18 protein-coding genes and 1 pseudogene are annotated in these 21,118 nt (G+C 43.0%); 13 read left to right on the top strand and 6 right to left on the bottom strand.

The features are described 5' to 3' along the window. The 7 genes from C7954_RS11900 to C7954_RS11870 all read left to right on the top strand — a co-directional run. On the top strand, positions 1-759 hold a 759-nt coding region (locus C7954_RS11900), incomplete at its 5' end, for a GxxExxY protein (protein WP_208320694.1). A gap of 162 nt (positions 760-921) precedes the next feature. Further along, positions 922-1,266, top strand: a complete 345-nt coding sequence (locus C7954_RS11895) for a retropepsin-like aspartic protease (RefSeq protein ID WP_089717508.1) — start codon at positions 922-924, stop codon at positions 1,264-1,266. A 305-nt stretch (positions 1,267-1,571) separates the two neighbouring features. Further along, on the top strand, positions 1,572-2,180 hold the full coding sequence (locus tag C7954_RS11890) for a type IV toxin-antitoxin system AbiEi family antitoxin domain-containing protein (protein ID WP_243833686.1): 609 nt from the start codon (positions 1,572-1,574) through the stop codon (positions 2,178-2,180). Between the two features lie 155 nt (positions 2,181-2,335). Then, positions 2,336-3,829 carry a type I restriction-modification system subunit M gene (locus tag C7954_RS11885; protein WP_134060096.1) on the top strand — a complete coding sequence of 498 codons (1,494 nt, stop codon included), beginning with the start codon at positions 2,336-2,338 and terminating at the stop codon, positions 3,827-3,829. Beyond that, positions 3,822-5,060: a restriction endonuclease subunit S gene (locus tag C7954_RS11880; RefSeq protein WP_134060094.1), complete on the top strand. Its 1,239-nt coding sequence runs from the start codon at positions 3,822-3,824 to the stop codon at positions 5,058-5,060. Before C7954_RS11885 ends, C7954_RS11880 begins: the two co-directional genes overlap by 8 nt. A 3-nt stretch (positions 5,061-5,063) precedes the next feature. Continuing rightward, on the top strand, positions 5,064-5,831 hold the full coding sequence (locus C7954_RS11875; RefSeq protein WP_110301264.1) for a type I restriction endonuclease: 768 nt from the start codon (positions 5,064-5,066) through the stop codon (positions 5,829-5,831). A gap of 143 nt (positions 5,832-5,974) precedes the next feature. After that, a complete protein-coding gene (locus C7954_RS11870) occupies positions 5,975-7,945 on the top strand; it encodes a phage tail tape measure protein (RefSeq protein WP_208320693.1) in 1,971 nt (656 codons plus the stop codon). 30 nt (positions 7,946-7,975) lie between these two features. Here the strand turns inward: C7954_RS11870 and C7954_RS11865 are convergent, their stop codons facing one another. From C7954_RS11865 to C7954_RS11855, 3 genes and pseudogenes are all read right to left on the bottom strand, one after another. After that, positions 7,976-8,866, bottom strand: coding sequence for an integrase core domain-containing protein (locus tag C7954_RS11865; RefSeq protein WP_027371439.1), 891 nt, complete (start codon positions 8,864-8,866; stop codon positions 7,976-7,978). Continuing rightward, a pseudogene (locus C7954_RS11860) lies at positions 8,863-9,159 on the bottom strand (transposase); the annotation flags it as partial. The pseudogene C7954_RS11860 and the gene C7954_RS11865, both read right to left, overlap by 4 nt. A 437-nt stretch (positions 9,160-9,596) precedes the next feature. Continuing rightward, on the bottom strand, positions 9,597-10,712 hold the full coding sequence (locus C7954_RS11855) for an IS110 family RNA-guided transposase (RefSeq protein WP_027371440.1): 1,116 nt from the start codon (positions 10,710-10,712) through the stop codon (positions 9,597-9,599). A gap of 499 nt (positions 10,713-11,211) precedes the next feature. Between C7954_RS11855 and C7954_RS11850 the strand changes: the two genes are divergently transcribed. From C7954_RS11850 to C7954_RS11840, 3 genes are all read left to right on the top strand, one after another. Next, positions 11,212-13,683 (top strand): glycyl radical protein, encoded by a 2,472-nt coding sequence (locus tag C7954_RS11850; protein ID WP_134060092.1) that lies wholly within the window; start codon positions 11,212-11,214, stop codon positions 13,681-13,683. 208 nt (positions 13,684-13,891) lie between these two features. Beyond that, positions 13,892-14,848 carry a glycyl-radical enzyme activating protein gene (locus C7954_RS11845; RefSeq protein ID WP_110301263.1) on the top strand — a complete coding sequence of 319 codons (957 nt, stop codon included), beginning with the start codon at positions 13,892-13,894 and terminating at the stop codon, positions 14,846-14,848. Between the two features lie 250 nt (positions 14,849-15,098). Beyond that, positions 15,099-16,265, top strand: coding sequence for an iron-containing alcohol dehydrogenase (locus tag C7954_RS11840; RefSeq protein WP_134060090.1), 1,167 nt, complete (start codon positions 15,099-15,101; stop codon positions 16,263-16,265). A 970-nt stretch (positions 16,266-17,235) separates the two neighbouring features. On the opposite strand, the gene C7954_RS13735 is transcribed toward C7954_RS11840, so the two are convergent. After that, positions 17,236-17,520 carry a hypothetical protein gene (locus C7954_RS13735; protein ID WP_166667725.1) on the bottom strand — a complete coding sequence of 95 codons (285 nt, stop codon included), beginning with the start codon at positions 17,518-17,520 and terminating at the stop codon, positions 17,236-17,238. Between C7954_RS13735 and C7954_RS14195 the strand changes: the two genes are divergently transcribed. Then, complete coding sequence (locus tag C7954_RS14195; protein WP_084288444.1) at positions 17,428-17,682, top strand: DUF2188 domain-containing protein; 255 nt, start codon at positions 17,428-17,430, stop codon at positions 17,680-17,682. The genes C7954_RS13735 and C7954_RS14195 overlap by 93 nt on opposite strands. Positions 17,683-17,969: 287 nt before the next feature. On the opposite strand, the gene C7954_RS11830 is transcribed toward C7954_RS14195, so the two are convergent. Both C7954_RS11830 and C7954_RS11825 read right to left on the bottom strand, forming a co-directional pair. Next, positions 17,970-18,515, bottom strand: coding sequence for a recombinase family protein (locus C7954_RS11830; protein WP_027371434.1), 546 nt, complete (start codon positions 18,513-18,515; stop codon positions 17,970-17,972). A gap of 377 nt (positions 18,516-18,892) precedes the next feature. Continuing rightward, entirely contained in the window at positions 18,893-19,378 is a 486-nt protein-coding gene (locus tag C7954_RS11825) for a hypothetical protein (RefSeq protein WP_027370110.1), read from the bottom strand. Positions 19,379-19,864: 486 nt separating this feature from the next. Here C7954_RS11825 and C7954_RS11820 point away from each other — a divergent pair, with 486 nt between their 5' ends. Both C7954_RS11820 and C7954_RS11815 read left to right on the top strand, forming a co-directional pair. Next, entirely contained in the window at positions 19,865-20,389 is a 525-nt protein-coding gene (locus tag C7954_RS11820) for a DUF6431 domain-containing protein (RefSeq protein WP_089716086.1), read from the top strand. Between the two features lie 156 nt (positions 20,390-20,545). Continuing rightward, positions 20,546-21,076 (top strand): helix-turn-helix domain-containing protein, encoded by a 531-nt coding sequence (locus C7954_RS11815; protein ID WP_134060088.1) that lies wholly within the window; start codon positions 20,546-20,548, stop codon positions 21,074-21,076. Positions 21,077-21,118: the final 42 nt, after the last annotated feature.

Below are 21,118 nucleotides of genomic sequence, written 5' to 3'. Positions count from 1 at the left end.
CTTGCAGATAATGAGTCTAAATGGAAGAAAGAATATCTTGATCAGGCAGTAAAAATTATTTTAGCAAAAGATCTTCCTAATTTCGATACCTTAATTAAAAATATAGAGAATAATAGTGATTTAGAAAATATGTGTGTAGATTTGATTGTAGATGGTAGAAAAATTACTTATAATTCAGATAATCCAACAATAGAAAAGGGAGAGCTCTATGGTATTTTTAAAAATGATAGCGGCAGCTTAAAAATTCATAATAGGATTTATGAGCAGCGAATTTACAATTATTTAATATCTAAAATAGAAAATTCAATGGAAAGTGATGCTTTTGATTTCAGAGATAGTTTTATCGATAATGGTCAGCTTAACCTAAAAGCAGTATTGGAGCGTTTTCAGGTTTTCATAAAAGAACAGTATAGTGATCGGGATAGAGATTTTTTAGAAAGAAATGGCCGTTTAATTTTTCTCGCTTTTTTAAAACCAATTATAAATGGTAAAGGATTTGATTTCAAAGAAGTGCAGATTTCTCAGGAAAAAAGGCTTGATGTGGTAGTTACTTATCTTGAGCAGAAATTTATTGTCGAATTAAAAATCTGGCGGGGAGAAGAATATCACCGGCAGGGATTAAAACAGCTGGCTGAGTATTTGGAAAGCCAGAATATGGAGCAGGGCTATCTTTTGAGTTTTAATTTTAATCAGAATAAGGAATACAGGGATGAAGAACTGGAAGTAGGCAATAAAAAAATCTTTGCTTACTGGGTTTAATGTCACTGCGGTATTTAACGGTGGCTGAGGCTCACTGCGGTGAAATCACGGTGGAAAATAGAATAAAATTAGCATCTTAATTGGAGATGATTCACCCTCAGAGAAACTTCATTTTGTTCAGTTAATGATGGAGCTTTTCTGGGGGTTTTTGTTTTTATAACTATGGAAGTTGGATATAGAGATAAAGAAAAAAGTTTAGATAATGTGCTGATAGATACTGGTTCTGCCAGCAGTATTTTAAAAGCAGAATTGGTTGAAGATATTGGAATAAAACTTGAACCAGAGGATACAATCGGAAGCGTTAGAGGTGTTGGTGGTTCAGAATTTGTGTATATAAAGAAAATAGACTCATTATCAATTGGGGATTTAAATGTAGAAGATTTTAAAATTGATATTGGAGAAATGGATTATGGTTTTGATATTGATGTAATAATTGGTATGGACTTTTTACAAAGAACTGGAGCTATTATTGATTTGGACAAAGGAACTATTGGTAAAGAAATTTAATAGAATTAGATGCCGAGCATAATGTCTGGTTATTTTTTTGTCTATATAGTTTATTATCGAGGAATTAAGTTAGGTGAAGAGGAAGAGGTTTATGCGAGAACCAAAAGACAGAATAGCTAGAGTTTTCCGGATATTATAATTGAACTAACTTGTCTGTATTGGTCTAAAAGTGATAAACTTAAAACAGAGAAAGTGTTAAAAAACTCCGCACCTATCTATAAGTGCGGATGATTATAACGGAGGTGTTATTATGGATCCTACTATTTACAATAAGATAAAAAATATATTTGAGAGTAACAATGGATATGCTCGAACTAAAGACATACTTGAAGCAGATATTCATTCTTGACCCTCCTCCCTCGGGGCAAGCCCTCGAGGTTTGCGAGCAGACTTTCATTCTATCACATCTATATAAACTTCAGGAAGAGGGAGATATCAGCAGGATCAAAAGAGGGCTGTACCGCTGGAATGATGATGAATATAATAGCAATACAGAACTAATCGAAGTAAGTAATATAGTTCCTAACGGTGTAATTTGTCTGCTTTCAGCACTTTCATATTATGAGCTCACTACAACCAATCCCTGGGAGTATTATATTGCCATTCACCGAGATGAGCACAGGCCTAAACTGCCTGATTATCCGTCGATCTCTATTTTCTATTTTGCTGATAAACAGTTCAATACCGGGATTAAAGAGGTTAATATTGAGGGGAGTAAGGTTAAAATATATGATAAAGAGAAAACAATTTGTGACTGTATAAGACTGAGAAACAAAGTGGGTACTGATGTTGTAAAAGAGGCAATGCAGAACTATCTAAAGAGGATGGATAAGAACATCTCCAAACTACTTGAGTATGCAGAAGTTACAGGGGTTAAAAATATAGTTAAAAGATATCTGGAGGTACTTGTATGAGTTGTGTCTGCTTCAATAAAGGAAAATTAAAGAATTTATTGAAGTATAAATAGTAATAGGAAAAATATTTTTTTGCTGGTGACAATACGGTGTCAGAGCAGCAAGATATAATATATTAATAAATGAGAACTTAACTATTCTAGGAGGAATTGTAAATGTCGAAGTTAACTTTAGAAGAATTAGAATCACATCTCTGGGAATCAGCCAATATCTTAAGAGGTAGCATTGATTCTGCAGATTATAAGAACTACATATTTGGACTATTATTTCTAAAAAGAATGAATGATGTATTTATGGAGAACAGAGAGCACATTATTGAAGAATACGGTGAAGAAGTAGTTGATGATCCAGACTTTTACACTGAATCAAAAGTATTTATTCCTGAAAGAGCTCGCTGGTCTGCAATTAAAGAACAGACTGAAGATATTGGAGCAGCTATCAATAAAGCCTTTGTAGTTTTAGAACAGGAAAATTCTGTTTTAGAAGGTGTGCTGACTACAGTTGATTTTAATGATAAGGATAGATTACCTGACAGTGTATTAGAAAAATTAATCCAACACTATACTGATTTAAAATTAGGTAATGAAAACTTAGAGGATGCTGATCTTCTAGGTAGAGCCTATGAGTACTTAATTAGACAGTTTGCTGATGATGCCGGTAAAAAAGGTGGAGAGTTCTATACTCCCCGTGAGGTGGTTCAGCTATTAGTAAGAATTCTAGATCCACAGTCTGGAGATCGAGTCTATGACCCGGCCTGCGGCTCTGGCGGGATGCTTATTTATTCAGCTGAACATATTAGAAAAGAAGATCAGGATAGAATGGAGAATATTTCTCTTTTTGGTCAGGAAAGAAACTTAAATACCTGGTCTATTGCTAAGATGAATATGTTTTTACATGATCTTTATGATGCTCAGATTAAAAGAGGAGATACTTTTACAGAGCCGTTATTTTTAGAAGATGGTGGTAAGCTGCAGCAGTTTGATAGAGTAATTGCCAATCCAATGTGGAATCAGAGTTATGCTAAAAGTGATATTAAAGAATCTCAGGCATATAATAGGTTCAATTATGGTTTCCCACCTAAAAACTCTGCTGACTGGGCCTGGGTTCAGCATATGTTAGCAAGTGCCAATCGTGATGGCAAGGTTGGGGTAGTTTTAGATAATGGTGTGCTTTTTCGCAGCCGTTCTGAAGGTAAGATCAGAAAGAAGGTCCTAAAAGAAGATTTAATTGAAGCTGTAATTGCACTGCCTTCTAATTTATTTTATAACACCTCTTCACCTGGTTGTATTTTGATGTTGAATAAGAATAAGCCCGCTGAGAGAAAGGATAAGGTTATCTTTATTTATGGTGAGGAAGATTATGAAGAAGGAAGCAGCCAGAACTTTTTAAGAGAAAAAGATTTAGAAAAGATATTAGATGCCTATCACAACTTTGAAGACATAGAGAAATACTGTAGAGTGGCTGATATGGAAGAAATAGAGAGAAATGATTTCAACTTAAATGTACCTCGTTATGTTGATACAACAGAAGAGGAAGAACCGGTGGATGTAGAAGAAGTATTAACTGAGCTTGATCAGCTGGAAAAAGAAAGAGATGAGATAGAATCAGAGATGATGAGCTATCTTAAGGAGCTTGGTTATAATGGTTAAAGAAGGGTATAAAAAAACAAAGTATGGTTTAATACCTGATAGTTGGGATTTTTTACAACTAAAAGATATAGCTAAAGTTAATATGGGATCTTCACCACCTTCAAGTACATATAACGAAGATGGAGATGGATTACCTTTTTTCCAAGGTAATGCTGAATTTGGATCTCTTTATCCTGAAGAGAATCAATGGTGTACAGACCCTCAAAAAGTTGCAGATAAAGATAATATTTTAATTAGTGTAAGAGCTCCTGTTGGTGATATTAATATTGCACCATATAGATGTTGTATTGGTCGTGGACTAGCTGCTATTGAAGGTGAAGAAACAAGTAATAAATTTATTTATTATTGTCTTAAACAGTTTAACCCGAAACTTCAAAGTTATTCACAGGGAAGCACTTTTTCTTCCATAAACAAAAAAGTATTAGAAACTTTCTTTGTTAATTACCCTCCTCTACCTGAACAGAAAAAAATAGCATCAATCCTATCATCAGTAGATAAGTCAATAGAAAAAACGGATGAGGTAATAGAAGAGACAAAAGAACTAAAAAAAGGATTAATGCAGGAATTGCTTACTAAAGGAATTGGGCATAGTGAGTTTAAGGATACCATCTTAGGTAAAATACCAGCTAAATGGGATATAAAAAAATTAAGAGATATTTGTAATAAAGTAACTGATGGTACTCATGATACCCCAAAGGAAGTAAATGATGGTTATCCATTTATAACTGCTAAAAATATTACTAATGGAAAATTAGATTTTGAAGATTGTGGTTATGTATCAGAAAAAGATCATAAAAAAATAATAAGTCGAAGTAAGCCAGAAAAAGGTGATATTTTATTTACTCATATAGGAACAATTGGGCAAACAGTTGAAGTAAATGTTGACTTTGAATTTAGTATTAAAAATGTTGCACTTTTTAAACCAAATAATGAGCTAATCAAAAGTAAATACTTTAAATATTCATTACAAAGTAATATAGTTCAAGGCTTTATCAAAAGAATATTACAAGGAGGAGTACAACAATATTTAGGGCTAACTACATTAAGAGGTTTTAATATACCTGTTCCTCCACTAGAAGAACAAAAGAAAATAGCATCTATCCTATCATCAGTAGATGCAAAGCTAAAGAAGGAAGAAGAATACAAAGCTAAACTTGAAAGACTTAAAAAAGGTCTGATGCAGAAGCTATTAACAGGAGAAATTCGAGTAAATACAGAGATGGAGGTTTAGAAAATGACTTGGAATTGGGATGAGTATAATCAATCAGAAAAACCTGCTTTAGATTTATTTGATACTTTAGGCTATAAAGTCTATGATCAATTGAAAAAGGATTTTACAGAGCTGCCTGCAAGAGAATCAGAACACCAGGTGATCTTAATAGAAGAATTAAAGAGTGCACTCAAAAGAATAAATCCCTGGATCAATGAGAATAACTTAAATAAAGCTGTCAATAAGATCAGACCAGCTCGTCTAAAGGCTAATTCTTTAATGTCAGCTAATGAAATGATCTATGATAAGCTAATTAATCACATCAGTCTGCAGCAGGATGTCGGTTATGGAAAGAAAAATCAGACTGTAAAGTACATAGATTATGATAATCTAGACAATAACTCCTTCTTTGTGACCGTCAATCTCGAGGATCTCAAGTTCACCCCCTACGGCGAGGAGCGGGAGTTCGTCTTCAAGCTGCCCGGCTCGAAGAAAACCGTGCGCTTCGGATATCTCGACGGCCATAAGGAAAAACGCTTGGCCAGCCTGCGCGAGCCCAACATCTCCTCGGCCATGCTCATTCGCATCCTCGACATCGACGGCAAGGCCCCTTCCAAGAAGAGCCTGTCGGAAATGTCGATGCGCGACCGCAACGCGCTGCGGCAGGAGATGTCGCGGGTCGACGCGGGAATCGACACCTCGGTGGAGACCGAATGCGATGGCTGCGGAACCAAGATCCGCACCCGACTGGAGGCCGAACCGTCTTTTTTGTTCCCAGGAGTTCGCTTGTAAGCGACGCATTCTTTCTCGCTTACGGCGGACTGCACTGGGGCTGGTCGGAAACCCGCTCGCTGCCGCTCAGGGTCCGGCGTCAGTTCGTCGAGGCCCTCGAGCGGCAACTTGATTTTGAACGTGAGCAAACGGAACGGCGATAGATGAACGGCAATCTCGGACTGGGCATAGTGGTATCGATGAAGGATGCGTTCTCGCAGAACGCGCAGCGCATCCGTGGCTCCATGATGGACCTCGATTCCACCGTGGCGGATGCCAGCGAGCGGATGACCCGCAACCTGGACCGCATCCAGCAAGGCACCATGATGCTGGGGGCGGGACTGGCCCTGATGGCAGTACCCGCCGCCCTGGTCGCCTCCACCGCCGCGACCCAGAAAGCCCTGGGCGAGCTGGCGTCCCTCGGCGTGCAGGACCTCCGGGCCATCGAGGACGCCGCCGAATCCTTCACTAACCAATGGTCCGGTGCCGACAAGGCCGCCTTCATCACCGCCACCTACGATGTGAAATCGGCCCTGTCCAACCTCAGCGACGAGGCCGTGGGCGTCTTCACCTCCATGGCCGCCATGACCGCCAAGGCGACCAAGGCCACCACCCAGGAGATGGTCGGCACCTTCACCACGGCCTACGGGATATTCAAGCCCATCATGGCCGACATGAACGACATGGAATGGGCGACCGCCTTTTCCGGAGCCATGGCGCAGACCGTGGCCTCGTTCAAGACCAACGGCACCCAGATGGCCGACGCCATCAAGAACATCGGCGCGGTGGCCGCCGCGAGCAACATTCCCCTGAACGAGCAGCTCGCCGTGCTCGGCCAGCTCCAGACCACCATGCCCGGCTCCGAGGCGGGCACGCTGTACAAGGCGTTCATCATGAAGGCGGCCGAGGCCGGTGACGAGCTTGGCCTATCCTTCACCGACACCAGTGGCCGTCTCAAGGGCGTGGTTCCCATCCTGCAGGAGATCAAGCGCCAGTTCCCCGATCTCTCCAACGCCGCCACCCAGGTGAAGCTGAAGAAGGCCTTCGGCTCCGACGAGGCGGTCAAGTTCCTGCTGCAAATGTCGGCGGGCATGGAGAGCCTCGAAGGCAATATCCAGTCGGTGGGCCGGGCCATGAAGACCGGCACGGCGGTCACCGAACAGATGGCCGACGCCATGAACCAGGACATCGGAGCCCGATTCCTGCTCCTGCGCCAGCAGGTGGCCAACCTCAGCGAAATCCTGGGACGCACTCTGCTGCCGGTGGTCACGCCGGTGATCAACGGAGCCTCCCGCTTCATTCTGTTTCTGCAACGCATGGCCAAATCGATGCCGGGCGTGACCCGGGTGGTCCTGGGGCTGTCCATGGCCCTCGGCACCATTCTGGTCGTGGCCGGAGCCGTCACCGCCGCCGTGGGCATGGTGGGACTCATGCTGCCCGCCATCAAGGCCGGGTTCGTGGCCATCAGCGCCGCGCTCGCCGGAGTGGGTTCGGCGGTCGCGACCTATTTTCTGCCTGTTACCGCGATCATCGCAGGCGTGATCCTTTCGGTGTATCTGCTCAAACGCGCCTGGGAAACCAACTTCGGCGGCATCCAGGACGTCATCACCGGGGCCTGGAACAAGGTCTCGCTGGTCTTCCGGGGGATCAGGGAGCTGGTGGGCTCGCTCAGCGGCGGCGTCGGACAGATGTCGGCCGAACTGGCCCAAAAGCTCGAATCCGCCGGTCTGCTGGGCTTCGTGGTCACCGTCTTCAAAGCCTATTACCGCGTTCGTGAGGCACTGGCCGGATTGTGGGGCGCGTTCTCCCATGCCTTTGGCCGCATCCGCGCCATCCTCGAACCGACCGTCCGCACCCTGATGAGCGCTTACGCGACATTGGCCAGCGCGGTCTTTTCAGTGGTGGAGATCTTTGGCGTGGCCGCCAGCGCCACCGATGGGTCGTCCTGGCGCACCTTCGGCACGGTTATCGGCACCGTCGCCGGTGTGCTTCTGCAGGGGCTGGCATTCGCGCTGAAGATCGTGGCCTGGAACCTGTCGCTCATCGTTCGAGCCCTGGCGGTGGTGGTGCGCAGCGTGGTCTGGGTCGGCAAGGTCATCGTCGGGTCCCTGGTCGGAGCGGCCAAGTTTATGTAGCGGAAACGGTTCTTTGGACACAAGTTTAGACTATGCTGCCATCCGATTTTCCAGCCAGTTATGGCGGATTTCGTCAGGTGACGTGAAGGCGTTTTTCTCGACTCGCCATTCGCTGTTATAAAGGCTCACGAAGGTCTTTACGGCCTTGCGAACATCATCGACGGTACGGAAAACTCGGCCATAAATGGCTTGCTCTTTCAAGGTGCGGTTAAAACGTTCGGCAACTCCGTTGGTTTGAGGCTCGGCAACGAAGGCAAAGCTGGGAGTGATCCCCCAGAACTTGATCTGGTTCTGAAAATGGTCTGAGAGGTACTGGGTGCCATGGTCCATGCGCAGGGACAGCCCCCGGGCAATTCCTTTCTCTACGCTGCCGTAAAGGCGGCTTAAGGCCATGGAAAGGGGCTGCAGGGCTGCATAGCGGTCGCCGGTTTTGCACACATGCCAGCCGACGCATTCGGCGTTCCAATGCTCCACAGCCGCAAAGATCCAGACCCAGCCCTCGTCAAGAGTGAAGACGCGGGTGCCATCGGTGCCCCACATCAAGTTCGGTGCCATGGTGATGATCTTGCCCTCATGCGCCTTGGCAGCTTTGGGCCGTCCTCGGTGCGGAGAAAGTAGGTGGTTTTCGCGCATGATCCGCAGAATCCGCTTGCGTGACACACGGTGGCCATCACGGAACCGTAACCGTCCCCAGACCTTACGGTGTCCCTCTCCTACGAACGGTGAGGTTGCCAGGTCGTGACGGATCAAGCCCAATAGGTCCTCGTCACTTATCAATGGACGCGGACCACGACGTTTAGGCACCGCTGGTGGACTTTGGCGCGAGGCATGATAGAACGAGGAGCGAGCCTGTTCCCAGACAGTGCAAACCCGCTGGACGCCGTAGGGCTTGTCTGCTCCCGGGGAGATCGTTTGGCTCATTTCGACGATCTCCGCTTGGCTAAAGGGCCGGGTTTTTTAACCCGTTCCCAAAGGAGTTCGTTCTCCATGGTCAATTCGCCGATCCGGCGCATGGCCTGATTGAGTTCGGCCTGAACCGGATCTTTTGGCCGCTTTTTTAACGACTCATCGATCCCGGCAAGGGCATTCTCCCGCCACTGCTCCAGACGGTAGATTTCGATACTCAGCTCGCGGGACAGGGCGTCAACGGATTCGCCCCGAAGCATGCGTAGGACAACCTCACGCTTGCGGGAGGCACTCCAACGCTGTCCTTCGGCTAAGGGGCCTTTGACGGTTTCGTTCTTGTTCTTTGTAGTCATATTCTCTCTCCTTGGACACGGGGACTTTACCCCAAATCAGTGTCCAAGAAAACTGATATGGCTGACAGTTGTCAAGAGCCGAATCGTTCCCTGCCCAACTGTTTTTCAGCGGTTTTTTTCGCGGTTATTTTCCAGGGTACTTGCAGAGGCGGAACCCATGTTGCGACGGTTGATCACTCTGATATTCGCGGATTGGATACCGCCTGACTTGGCTTCGTCGCGGAGCTTCCTCTCTCTAGTAGCGTGAGTTCGGCCTAAGGGCCTGATCCGATAGTTTTCCCGAGGGTTCTCCTGACCGTGGTTGCGCCCCTGTAACTACCCTGGAGTATTGATTATTGTTCGATAAGTTTGCCCCTAACGTGTTTTGAGGCTGTAGTTTTGGGTTTTATTCTTTATGCCATTATCGGAAATTCAACCTCATGGGCTATTGCCCACATAAAGGCACAGAGTTCTCGGGCGATGGCCGTCACGATCACCTGTTTGGGCTTACCCTTCGCCAGCATTCGTTTGTAGCGGGCACACAATCGAAGCTGGGCTTTCCAGGAGATATCGCATATCTCCTGCGACAGACCTTCTTGGCGTTTGCGCAACTCCCGACTAACCCGGGCAGGAAGGCGGTATGCCCAGGAGGCTTCCACCAGAACCCGGCGCACATGGCCATTGCCTGTTTTTGTAATGGCGCCCCGTTTTGTTTTTTCGCCACTGGAGTGCTCCGAAGGCACCAAACCGAGATAGGACATCAGTTCAACGGGGCTCGTAAAGCGCGTCATGTCTCCTATCTCGGCAACAGTTGTGGCGGCCACAATCAAGGAGACACCCCGGAGGGATTGGTAAGCCTTTACTACCGAAACCATTCGCCATTGGGGCAAAAGCTGTTGGATTTGCCCCGTAAGGCGCTCCACACGGCGAGTGCATTCAGTGAATGCGTCCACATATTCCTGAAGGACGATCTGTTGGGCCGGATGAGGCATTTTGATTCCGGCGATCCAACGCAAATGCGCCTGGCTCCAGTGGCTTCGCCCGTTGAAGTGGTGACCGTGCCGGAGAAGAAAAGCCAAAATGCGCTGCTTGGCCTTTTTTTCCGCCAACTTGGCATCCTCTCTCGATCGGGTGAGGTCCCGCATGGCTTCATCTTCGGCAAACGGCACAAAAACAGCCGACAATTCACCGGCCCGATGCAGGCGGGCCAGCATTTGGGCATCCCGGTGATCATTTTTGATTCGGTTGCCACTTTGCTTGGGAATCATTGCTGGCGCAACCACCATGCAATCAAATCCTTGAGCTGCAAGATGGCGATAAATCTCATAACCACAGGGGCCAGCTTCATAGACGAAATGCAGCTCATAACCTTTCGAAACCAGTTTTCGGATGACTTTGTCGAGGGCGCCAAGGCTCCCGTCAATTTTTCCGTAACTGCGAACTTCACCGTTTCGGCCAGCTTCGGCGATAGCGATCTCAATGGAGTTTTTGTGGACGTCCAATCCTACAAATATGCTAGACTTCTTCATGACCTGCCTCCTTGGTTATGGCTCTGTGTTGGGGTTCACGAGGTTCCAACATAACCCACGTTTGCAAGGGGCAGGTCTTTTTTTGTCAACTGTCAGCCATTATGTCTAGGGGCGATTCAATAAAAGCACGCTGAATAGTCGGTCGCTGTACCTGTCAAAAACTCTAGGCATTCTGCCTTCCAACGATTTGCTTGGTGGGGAACAATTATTGCCTGCTATTGTTGACAATCTCAAGCCCTCATCCTATTGCAAAACACCTTAATCTTTCCTTACCTGTCAATCCTTTCTTTCAGAAAACCTGTGAACCCCCCGCTTATAGTTGTCAAAAATTAATCTAAAAAAAAGAGAAAATATCTTGACTCTCGAGTTATATGATGATATATTACAGGTACACCGGTGAAAGTCGTTGTTTTTTGAAACTCTAGCGAAGCTGTTTTGGGTAAGGGCGAAGGAAGTCTGGTCCTTACAACTCGGAAAACTGACTGAAGGGAGAGCAGATATGGAAAACCGAAAACTGACTGAAGGGAGAGCAGATATGGAAAACCGAAAACTGACTGAAGGGAGAGCAGATATGGAAAACCGAGGTATTTCATCAAGGGCAAAAAAACTTAAAGACAAGTATTTGGCTACTCCGCCAGGGATTTGCTCTGAACGGGCCAAGATTGTCACGCAGGCTTATCAAGATTATGAGAGTCTGCCTGCAATACTTAGGCGGGCTAAAGTTCTCAAACGGGTTCTTGAAGAAATGTCAATTTGGATTGCAAATGATGAACTCATTGTTGGTAATCAGGCAAAAGTTGCCAGATATTCTCCAATCTTCCCCGAATTTTCGTTTGAGTGGATTCTGGGTGAAATGGATGAAGAACCTTTTGAGTTGTGTGATACTGATCCGTTCCTTATTGATGAGGAAACTAAGTCCGATCTACGGAAAATTGGGCCTTATTGGAAGGGGAAAACGGTTAATCATCTAACCATTGGCAGACTGCCAGAAGAAACTGCCGCAAGTATTGCAAATTCTGCTGTATATAACTTTACTCCGAGTGTAGTGGTTGCCACAGGAGTTGGTCATTATTCGCCAAGTTATAAAAAAGTAATCACTAAAGGGTTTAATGGAATCAGGCAGGATGCACTTGAAAAGCTCAAGGTGATGGGAATTCCGGCCGATGGAAATGAAGTCGACACGTACAATTTTTTGAAAGCCGTTATCATTTCGTGTGATGCTGCCGTTTCTTTTGCCCAGCGTTATGCTGACTTGGCTAAGCAGATGGCAGTAGAAGAAAGTGATTCTGCTAGAAAAACAGAGTTGTTGAAGATTGCAAGTATTTGCGAAAAGGTACCGGCTAATCCCGCCACAACATTCCATGAGGCTTGCCAAGCCTTCTGGTTTTTCCAATTAATTTTGCAACTTGAATCTAATGGCCACTCAATCTCACCAGGTCGCTTTGACCAATATATGTATCCCTATTATTCAAAAGACCTATTGACGGGACAATTGGCGCGGGAAGATGCGCAAGAACTGGTGGAGTGTCTTTGGATCAAACTGTCGGAAATTAATAAGATTGTGCCATTTGGAGTGACGGCTGTCGAATATCCGATGTTTCAAAATCTAATTGTTGGTGGGCAGGATCGCGATGGCAAAGATGCGACCAACGATCTTTCCTTTATATGTTTGGATGCCTCTCAGAATGTTGGGCTTCACCAACCGTCCATATCTGCGCGTCTGTGGAATGGTACACCTGAGGTACTTTGGAACAAAATTGTGGAGGTAACCAAAAAGGGGCTAGGCATGCCGGCCCTTTACAATGATGAAGTAATAATTCCGGGTCTGCTTAATCGCGGGAAATCAATTGAAGACGCAAGAGATTATGCCATCGTAGGATGTGTTGAACCGGGACCTCAAGGTTATGAATATGGCTGGTCGGGCGGTGCTGGAGATCATCCTTTCTTTAGTCTTCCAGCCTGCTTGGAGTATGCCATTAACGATGGGAAAAGTTTAAAAACCGGTATGCAAGCCGGTCCCTCAACGGGAAGTTTGGCTGATTTTAAATCCTTCGAAGAAGTGAAGAAGGCCTACGAAAAACAGGTTAAATACTTTGTAGATCATTTCGCAGTCATTACGAACACTGCCGACTTAGTGAACCAAGATGTTGCGCCTTTACCGTTTCTTTCTTGTGGAATGGAATACTGTATAGAAAAGGGCATTGATGTTTCAGCGGGAGGGGCCAAATACAATGCAATTGGTACGGCGGGTGTAGGTGTCAGCAACGTAGGTGATTCCCTTATGGCCATCAAAAAGATGGTTTTTGATGAAAAAGTAGTAAGTGGATCTGAATTGCTTGAGATCTTGAAAAGTGATTGGAGCGGCCAGGAAGTTCTTAGAAATAGAATAATTGCAGAAGTGCCTCATTACGGTAATGACGAGGAAGAGGTAGACGCTATAGCAGCATGGGCTGCAGAAGTTTACTGTAAATTGACAGAGAAATCTGTGGGACCGCGAGGGCCATATCAACCGGGGCTATATCCTGTCAATAGGCATTTAATTATGGGGTTTGTTTTAGGTGCATCTCCTGATGGGCGAAAAGCAGGCGATGCTTTGGCGGATGGCATATCCCCGATTCATGGTCGAGACTTGAATGGACCTACAGCTGTATTGAATTCAGCATCTAAACTTGACCATTTGATTAATTCAAACGGAACCCTTCTTAATCTCAAGTTCCATCCATCTGCCCTTGAAGGTGAAACGGGAGAAACTGTTCTTAAGGCTGCATTGAAAGGTTATTTCTCTCAAAAGGGTCTCCACGTCCAGTACAACGTTGTAGATTCTAAACGGCTAAGAGACGCACAGAAAAATCCTGATAAGTATAAGGACTTGGTCGTAAGGGTGGCTGGTTATAGTGCTTTTTTCGTTGGACTTGATCCGGTCCTTCAGGAGGACATAATTACAAGAACAGAAATAGAGGAAATTGGTTAGTGTCTTTATAAAGTTTTAAGGAGATTTAAAAATATAGCCGCCCCACAACACCATAAAGGTGTTGTGGGGTCTAGGAGGGGATAGAATGAATTTAAATAGGGGGTCTGATCATATTTCATGTTCTGACCCCCAATTTAAAAAGAAATAGAACTGCAAAAACTAAAATGTTGAGGTTTCTAGGGAAAATATAGATGGGAGATGATACCTTGTGAAAAACGAATCTTCAGGTTTGGTATTTGACATCCAAAGGTATACCTTGCATGACGGGCCAGGGATAAGAACCATGATATTTTTGCAAGGATGTCCATTACATTGTTTTTGGTGTCATAGTCCTGATTCTCAATCATTTGTCGGACAGTTGGCGGTAATGCCAATATTATGTGTTGGTGTGGAAGATTGCGGTGAATGTCTAAAAGTATGTAAGCAAAAGGCCTTAAATAAAACAAAGCCAACCTATTCAAAGATTTTAAAAAAAGATATTACTGCAATAAGTTTAGATCGAAATCTTTGTAGCGAATGTGGAGATTGTGCAAAGGTTTGTTATCCGAAAGCCTTGTATTTTACATCAAAGTCAATGTGCGTTGATGAGGTAATGAAAATTGTAGAGAAAGATAGACTTTATTATGAAAAAACAGGAGGGGGAATAACTATTTCGGGTGGAGAACCCATGGTGCAGAATTTATTTGCATATGAGTTACTTAAAGAGAGCAAGTATCGAGGTCTACATACGGCTCTTGATACATCTGGTTGTGTAGATTGGGGGAAATATGAACCCTTACTTCCTTATGTTGATCTTTTTCTTTATGACTTAAAGATTATCGACGATGAAAAGTCATCTAAATTTATTGGCGTATCAAGTAGCGTGATCTTACATAATTTGTTTAATATTGCCGAAAAAAAAATTCCTATACAAATAAGAGTTCCTGTCATTCCTAGTATCAATGATGATGATGAAAATCTTAAAACCATTTCTCGAATATGCAAAAAATTAGGAGATTCCTTGGATAAAGTCCAATTGCTGCCTTACCACAAGCTCGGTACTTCAAAATATGAAAGAATTGGATTGGAATATAAAATGCCACCCGTTGATCCTCCTTCAAAGTTTGAAATGCAAAGAATAAAGAATTTGTTTGAAAGAGATGGACATAATGTAATCGTTGGTTAAATAAATTATTTACCTTCCTCATTGTAAGGATTTAAATATTTTTAAAAAATTTTCCTTAAACCATTATTGACCCTAAGCTATGAACTACCTCGCCACAAATAGCTGGGTTTCAAAAGCCTGTAATCTATGCCGAGTCGCGTAATAAGTGCGAGGAATTAGATATAACGTTCGGTTAAATATTATTTTTGCAAGCTGTCACAGTGATAGCTTGGTCTTACGTAATTCAAAGCTAAATGAGAGGAGGATTTAAATGTCTAATGTTTCTGATAAGGTTTTTGAGTTTTACTTGCCCGCTTTATCACTAATGGGAGTAGGTGCAAGGAAGGAAGTAGGTAAGCATGCCAAGTCTCTGGGTGGGAGGAAGGTTCTAATCGTTACCGATCAAGGGATGGTCAATGCTGGATTTGCAGAACAGGTTAAAAGTTATATTCTGGACGAAGGCTTAGAAGTATTTATATTTTCTGGCGTTTGTCCAAATCCGACCGATGTAAATGTTCGCGATGCGTTAATGGTTTGGCAGGAAAACAAATGCGACCTACTAGTTACGCTTGGTGGAGGAAGTTCCCATGATTGTGGGAAAGCGATGGGGATAATGGCCACAAGCGGAGGAGATATCAGAGATTATGCAGGGGTCAACACACTTAAGTCTTCTCTCCCCCCATATATTTCTATAAATACAACTGCAGGGACTGCAAGCGAAATCACTCGGTTTGCCGTTGTCACTAATACGGATACTGATGTCAAGATGATTTTTGGCGACGGAAGGTTGACGGCGGATGTTGCTATTAATGATCCGGTTTTCCATATGGGAATGCCTCGCTCATTGACTGCTGCTACTGGAATGGATGCTTTGACTCATGCCATAGAAGCCTATGTTTCCAAACAGGCGACGCCTGTTACAGATGTATGCGCTCTAGGGGCTATCGAACTTGTTGCAAAATGGTTGCGTCCAACTGTTGCGGATGGGACGAATTTAGAGGCGCGTTCTCAAATGGTTTATGCAGAGTATCTTGCTGGTATGGCATTTAATAATGCAGTTCTGGGCATTGTGCACTCGATGGCACATCAGGCAGGAAGTTTGCGTGATTTGCCTCATGGTGTGTGCAACGCAATTATTTTGCCTGTTGTGTGTGAGTATAATTTGCTGGCTGCCCCTGAAAAATTTGCAAAAATTGCTGAGTCCATGGGGGAGAACATTGACGGGCTCAGTATTTTGGATGCTGCTGACAAAGCAATTGGTGCAATCAGGCGGTTGGCTAAGGATATTGGTATTCCCGCGGGATTGGGGGAATTGGGAATATTGGAGGAAGACGTTCCCCAAATGGCAGACAATGCTTTGAAAGATGTATGTACTTTATTTAACCCCAGATCGGTTACGTATGACGACATTGTTAGGCTTTATAAGTCCATAATTTAGGTCGGTGTCTAAAGTTTGTAAGTTTTTGTAAACGCATATAAAATCTAATCTATTATTATCTTTTTAAAAATAAATAATAGAAAAAGTTGTTATTGTGGCCAGGCAATGAAGGTCAGTTTTTCCTCCTCCCCTGACCGGTAAGCAATAGATTCTTATGATGTATCGAGACTTTGCATAGCAAAGCCTATCTTTGCCTTTGCCTGGCCAATTTTTTTCTTAAGATAAGAAACACCTCAATTGTTATAAAAACTTCGAATAAAACAATAATTTATTAAATTTAAAATTATACTCTATAGATAGATTCTGAAGCGATGAAATCCATCGAAGGTTGGCGATTGTAAACTGAATAGCACTAATTTAAATGATGAGCTTTGAATTTCATGTTGATTCGCTAGTATAACGATCAATGTAATGAATCGCTCCCGAAAGCGTCCCCTCAGACCTATAGGTCAAAAGTAGAGCTAAATATTCGAAATCGCTAATCAGCGTGTCGCCGAAACCAGTGGTCATTTTTTTCTGCGAATTTGGAGTTCGGACTCCCCCTCCATCTCCTGAATATACACCTAAATGGGACAACTCCAAGGAAACTGGCAGGAGTCAGAGCAATTGTCACCTTGAGCCATCATGGGTATCGGCCCTATCTCCTATATTGTGTTGTTGATTTTGAAGGTCGCCAGAGGTAAACATTCGTCCATTCTTACTAACCCTGCAATCCGGAACACCCCAGCGGTCCCCCGACAAAGTATGGACGGCTTTATGCCAAGAATGCTTGGATGGTTTTGATCAGAATAAGCAGCCCAACAACTCTATCCTGCAGCTTCTTAGAACTTTCAAGACATTGTATGCCTATTATTTGAATGAACTGGCATGCGGTTTCCCCCCCCACTTGTTAAAACTTTTCAACAATAACTATTGACTAAACATTAAATAATCCTTTAATAATATGTTTGTTATTTTAATCTACAAATAATTAATTTATTTTCCGACGAAGAGCTTTGTGGCCACCAAAGAAGATGATCAGGTAGCTGAAGCCAGCGATCATATGCGCCACGTCAATCATTTTTGGCGGGAGCAAATTGTCTGGCGAGCAAGAGTCATCCGCAAAGCTGAGGATTGCAAAGCAAGAAGAAGAGAAACCATGACATAACCAACCAGGAGGAACATGGAGAGTAAACATAATCGCACTGTCTATCAACGTCCTGACGGCACCTGGGCCAATAAAGTCTTTGATGAGGAAATCCCAACCACCATCCATGAGACAAGGCGCCATGCTATCGCAGCCGCAAAAAGCCTCCTTCAAAACCAAGGCGGCGGAAGAATAACCGTTTTGGGACAAGATGGCGAAGTCATCTTCAAAACAACAGTCCCTTCAGCAAAAACAACCTATCCCATAAACAAAACAGCACATTGGCCTTAGAGACAAAACTCTGAGCCCCATCCATCAATCGAAAACGCCAGAATCATCCGGTAACGCGACAATGGCCGCAAGGGCAAACAGCACTATCTGACTTTGTACGATTGCGACGAAGCCAGAGCCAAAGGGGATTCTATCTGAATAGGTGGAGGGTTTTGAATCAACAAGGCCCGATGGGTTCAGGGAAACAACAATTGGTGGGTTTGGTATCAGAATCCCTGGCGGTTTTCTTTAGAACGAAATTCTCCTTAGATTGGCTGATCTTTCCAATCCTTGGCCATTATTATTCTTCAAGATTTTAAAATCCTATAAACCGAAGCGACCCCAATCCCTAATTCCTCCGCTATTTTTTGTTTTGCCATCCCCGCTTTAACAAGGGTCCTGACCTCTGTCGCTTTGGCTCTGGCGGTTGCTTTACGACCTTTATATTTCCCCTCCTGCTTTGCCTTCTCAATGCCCTCAGCTTGCCTCTCAAGCATCATTTTTCGCTCGAATGTAGCTATAGCCCCAAGCATGGTTAACATGAGCTTACCGGTGGGCGTAGAGGTATCCAGGTTGATATTCAACACGCTGAAGGTTACTTTTTTCTCCTGAAGGCAATCAACGATATCAAGAAGGTGCTTGGTGCTCCTTGCAATACGATCCAGTTTGGAAACAATTACCGTATCTCCCTCCCGAATGTAATCCAGCATAGCTTGCAGCTCTGGGCGATCTTTTTTGACCCCAGAGATTTTTTCCTGAAATATTTTCTCGGCCCCAGCTTTTTCAAGTTGGATCAATTGAGCATCAAGGCTTTGTCCAACAGTGCTCACACGTGCATAACCGATAATTGCCATATTCCCCCTCCTTTTTTCTATCAATGGATACAAAGACATTATGATAGATTTCTATCAAAAGTCAACAATGAACCCTATTGATAGGGGCGGAGAGGCTTTACGGGAGCTATCAAATGGCCATGCCTCAGTAATAGGAAACAATATGGTTGATTTTTCACTTTTGTGAATGAATGCACTTCTACCACCCCTCATTGATGTTTTTGGGTGGCCTATTGTAAAAATGGGAATAGGGCAATCTGAAAAGAAGGTTCATAAGTAAGCAACTAGGCGACTCAAATAGGCTCTTTCACAGTGACCCTGGGAAATAGAAAAGGCCCACAGATTTTTTTTGCGGACCTTTTTTATGAAAGGCGTGAGAATAGTCTTCCCATTTATTTTTACCAGTGCCATGGATAAGGAGTTTCTTCACCAAAAGGATCTTGTGATCCGGAAATTTTGGCAAATAAGCGAATGGCAGCGATTGTGGTGTCGTGTGCCCATTTGGCTACGCTAACCGCACCAAAAGTTGTTGTCCAGGTAGTATTCTCTTTTATTTTAGGATTACTTTTAAAAAATGCTTCTTTTGTTCGAATTGGCCATTTGTTTCCTGCTGTCATATCGGGAGAATAATGAATAATTTCATTTCTCAATCTAAATAGTGCAATCAGATTTTGGTAGGTGCTTCCATTTGTGTCAATTCCAACGTCCTCTGAATCATATCCTTTGTAAAACAATTTTATCTTATCTTTAATTTCTTTTGCCTTTTTTATGTCATCGATTCTTTTGAGAATCGATTCCTTGTTATTAGTGTCCTGTTTTATGGCAAGAGTCCTGCTGAACTCGATAGTTTCATTTAAATATGATTCAAAAGCAGTACAGAACATTATAATTGCAGGAAAACAATATCTACAAGAGTCAAAACTTGACCCTTTCATTTTTTTTGTTACCTCGGAAGTTGCGAGAGTAAGTAATTCATTACCTACCTTGAAGAAATTTGGTGAAAGTAAATCCATTCCGCAATGAAGTGACGAGTCTATATTTTTAAGATGAGGAGGAGTGAAGTGTTTTGATCTTTTCATTTTAGTTAAAGTTAATAATAATGAGGGTTGATATGTAACGCTTCCGCTTTGTATATGATTTTTAAATAAGGACAAAAATTTTCGGTTTTTAATTTTTTTATGGAATTCTCTTGTCTTTACCGGACTTGTATTGTACGTGTATCAATCTATATTGATTTATAAATATATTGTTATCTATCAAATTACTCCATTAGAAAACAATAAATATTAATCAAAATAAATTTAAATAAGCTCTTCCTTTTCCTGAATTAATCTGATAAAATATTATCAGAATATTTAGGATGTGATCAGATGCAAATCATTCATGACTTTAAAATACCTGTTAAAAAATATTCTGAGCTTGGCCAGAATAATAATTTTCCTCACCCTGAAGAATGTCCTCACTGCCATGATAAACTACATAAACACGGATTTTACCACCGCTATGTAATCACCATCGATGGTAAATGTTTCTGGATACCGATTAGAAGATACAAATGCCAGCACTGTGGCAAAACTATTTCGATTCTTCCAGCCTTTCTCTTCCCTAAATTTCAAAGATCTCTCAATTATATTATCTGCTGTATGAAAGAATATCTGCTGCAGAAAAAGCTACTCCTCTACAAACGAGCAGTATATTTTTATCTGCATAGATTTACCCGCAATATTCCTGGTTTGATTGCTTTTTTCAGAGACAAATACCACTCCCTGATCCCTTTTAAATTATCAAGAATAAAAAAAGCCACAAAACTAATTAAAATGATTTGGAGCTCAGACGCTCAGATACTCGCAAAAGAGTATCAGGATCACTTTAATCAATGTTTTATGGCACTTTAATTGTACCATAAAGATTAAAGTTTTGGAACTATTTTTTTAAACACAAAAGCTTTCACTAGAAAAGAGCTGTTTTTCTGATTAAAATGTTATTATCAGCAGTTTAAGAACAATTTTGCTCTTAAATGCTAAAATTCAAGCTTAAAGGAGCTGATTTTGATGAATGATAATGACAGAGAACAGATAGCTCTATTTCGCTTTTCCCTCATTTCACCTATCTTAAATAGACAGGTGAAAAAACAGAACGAGTATCTGGCAAAGGTGGCTGCTAAAAAACACAATGTCCCCTATTATGGTGTCAGAGAATACTCACCAAAAACTATAGCCATGTGGGTTAGAGCCTATCGCAAAGGTGGTTTTGAAGGGCTTAAACCCAAACCCAGAAATGATAAAGGTAAAAGTCGTGTTTTAACTCCAGAACTCAAGGAAGTTATTTTAGAAGCCAGAGAAGATCACCCTGATAGATCTGTTTCTTTACTCTATGATCAGCTGATTACTGAAAAGAAAATGCTGCCTTCCCAGGCCTCCTATTCCACTGTTTATCGCTTTCTTAAAAAGAAGAACCTGTTGGTTAACTCACCCCGTAAAGAAGAAAACAGACGCCGTTTTGCCTATGACCAGGTTAATATGCTCTGGCAGGGCGATTATCCCGATAAATTAATTATTCCGATTTTCGAGCAAGTATCTTGATAAATAGTTATTAACATTTATAAAAATCGGGATAAATTTTTT

Origin of the sequence: Halanaerobium congolense, assembly GCF_004366375.1 — a bacterium.
GTDB lineage: Bacteria > Bacillota > Halanaerobiia > Halanaerobiales > Halanaerobiaceae > Halanaerobium > Halanaerobium congolense.
The sequence above is the reverse complement of the archived record's forward strand: the minus strand, read 5'-3'. Positions and strand labels throughout refer to the sequence as shown.

Coding starts and splice junctions, on each gene's coding strand:
- C7954_RS11895 (WP_089717508.1), top strand. CDS start 922: ATGGAAGTTGGATATAGAGATAAAGAAAAAAGTTTAGATAATGTGCTG.
- C7954_RS11890 (WP_243833686.1), top strand. CDS start 1,572: ATGCTCGAACTAAAGACATACTTGAAGCAGATATTCATTCTTGACCCT.
- C7954_RS11885 (WP_134060096.1), top strand. CDS start 2,336: ATGTCGAAGTTAACTTTAGAAGAATTAGAATCACATCTCTGGGAATCA.
- C7954_RS11880 (WP_134060094.1), top strand. CDS start 3,822: ATGGTTAAAGAAGGGTATAAAAAAACAAAGTATGGTTTAATACCTGAT.
- C7954_RS11875 (WP_110301264.1), top strand. CDS start 5,064: ATGACTTGGAATTGGGATGAGTATAATCAATCAGAAAAACCTGCTTTA.
- C7954_RS11870 (WP_208320693.1), top strand. CDS start 5,975: ATGAACGGCAATCTCGGACTGGGCATAGTGGTATCGATGAAGGATGCG.
- C7954_RS11865 (WP_027371439.1), bottom strand. CDS start 8,866: ATGAGCCAAACGATCTCCCCGGGAGCAGACAAGCCCTACGGCGTCCAG.
- C7954_RS11855 (WP_027371440.1), bottom strand. CDS start 10,712: ATGAAGAAGTCTAGCATATTTGTAGGATTGGACGTCCACAAAAACTCC.
- C7954_RS11850 (WP_134060092.1), top strand. CDS start 11,212: ATGGAAAACCGAAAACTGACTGAAGGGAGAGCAGATATGGAAAACCGA.
- C7954_RS11840 (WP_134060090.1), top strand. CDS start 15,099: ATGTCTAATGTTTCTGATAAGGTTTTTGAGTTTTACTTGCCCGCTTTA.
- C7954_RS14195 (WP_084288444.1), top strand. CDS start 17,428: ATGGAGAGTAAACATAATCGCACTGTCTATCAACGTCCTGACGGCACC.
- C7954_RS13735 (WP_166667725.1), bottom strand. CDS start 17,520: ATGGATGGTGGTTGGGATTTCCTCATCAAAGACTTTATTGGCCCAGGT.
- C7954_RS11830 (WP_027371434.1), bottom strand. CDS start 18,515: ATGGCAATTATCGGTTATGCACGTGTGAGCACTGTTGGACAAAGCCTT.
- C7954_RS11825 (WP_027370110.1), bottom strand. CDS start 19,378: ATGTTCTGTACTGCTTTTGAATCATATTTAAATGAAACTATCGAGTTC.
- C7954_RS11820 (WP_089716086.1), top strand. CDS start 19,865: ATGCAAATCATTCATGACTTTAAAATACCTGTTAAAAAATATTCTGAG.
- C7954_RS11815 (WP_134060088.1), top strand. CDS start 20,546: ATGAATGATAATGACAGAGAACAGATAGCTCTATTTCGCTTTTCCCTC.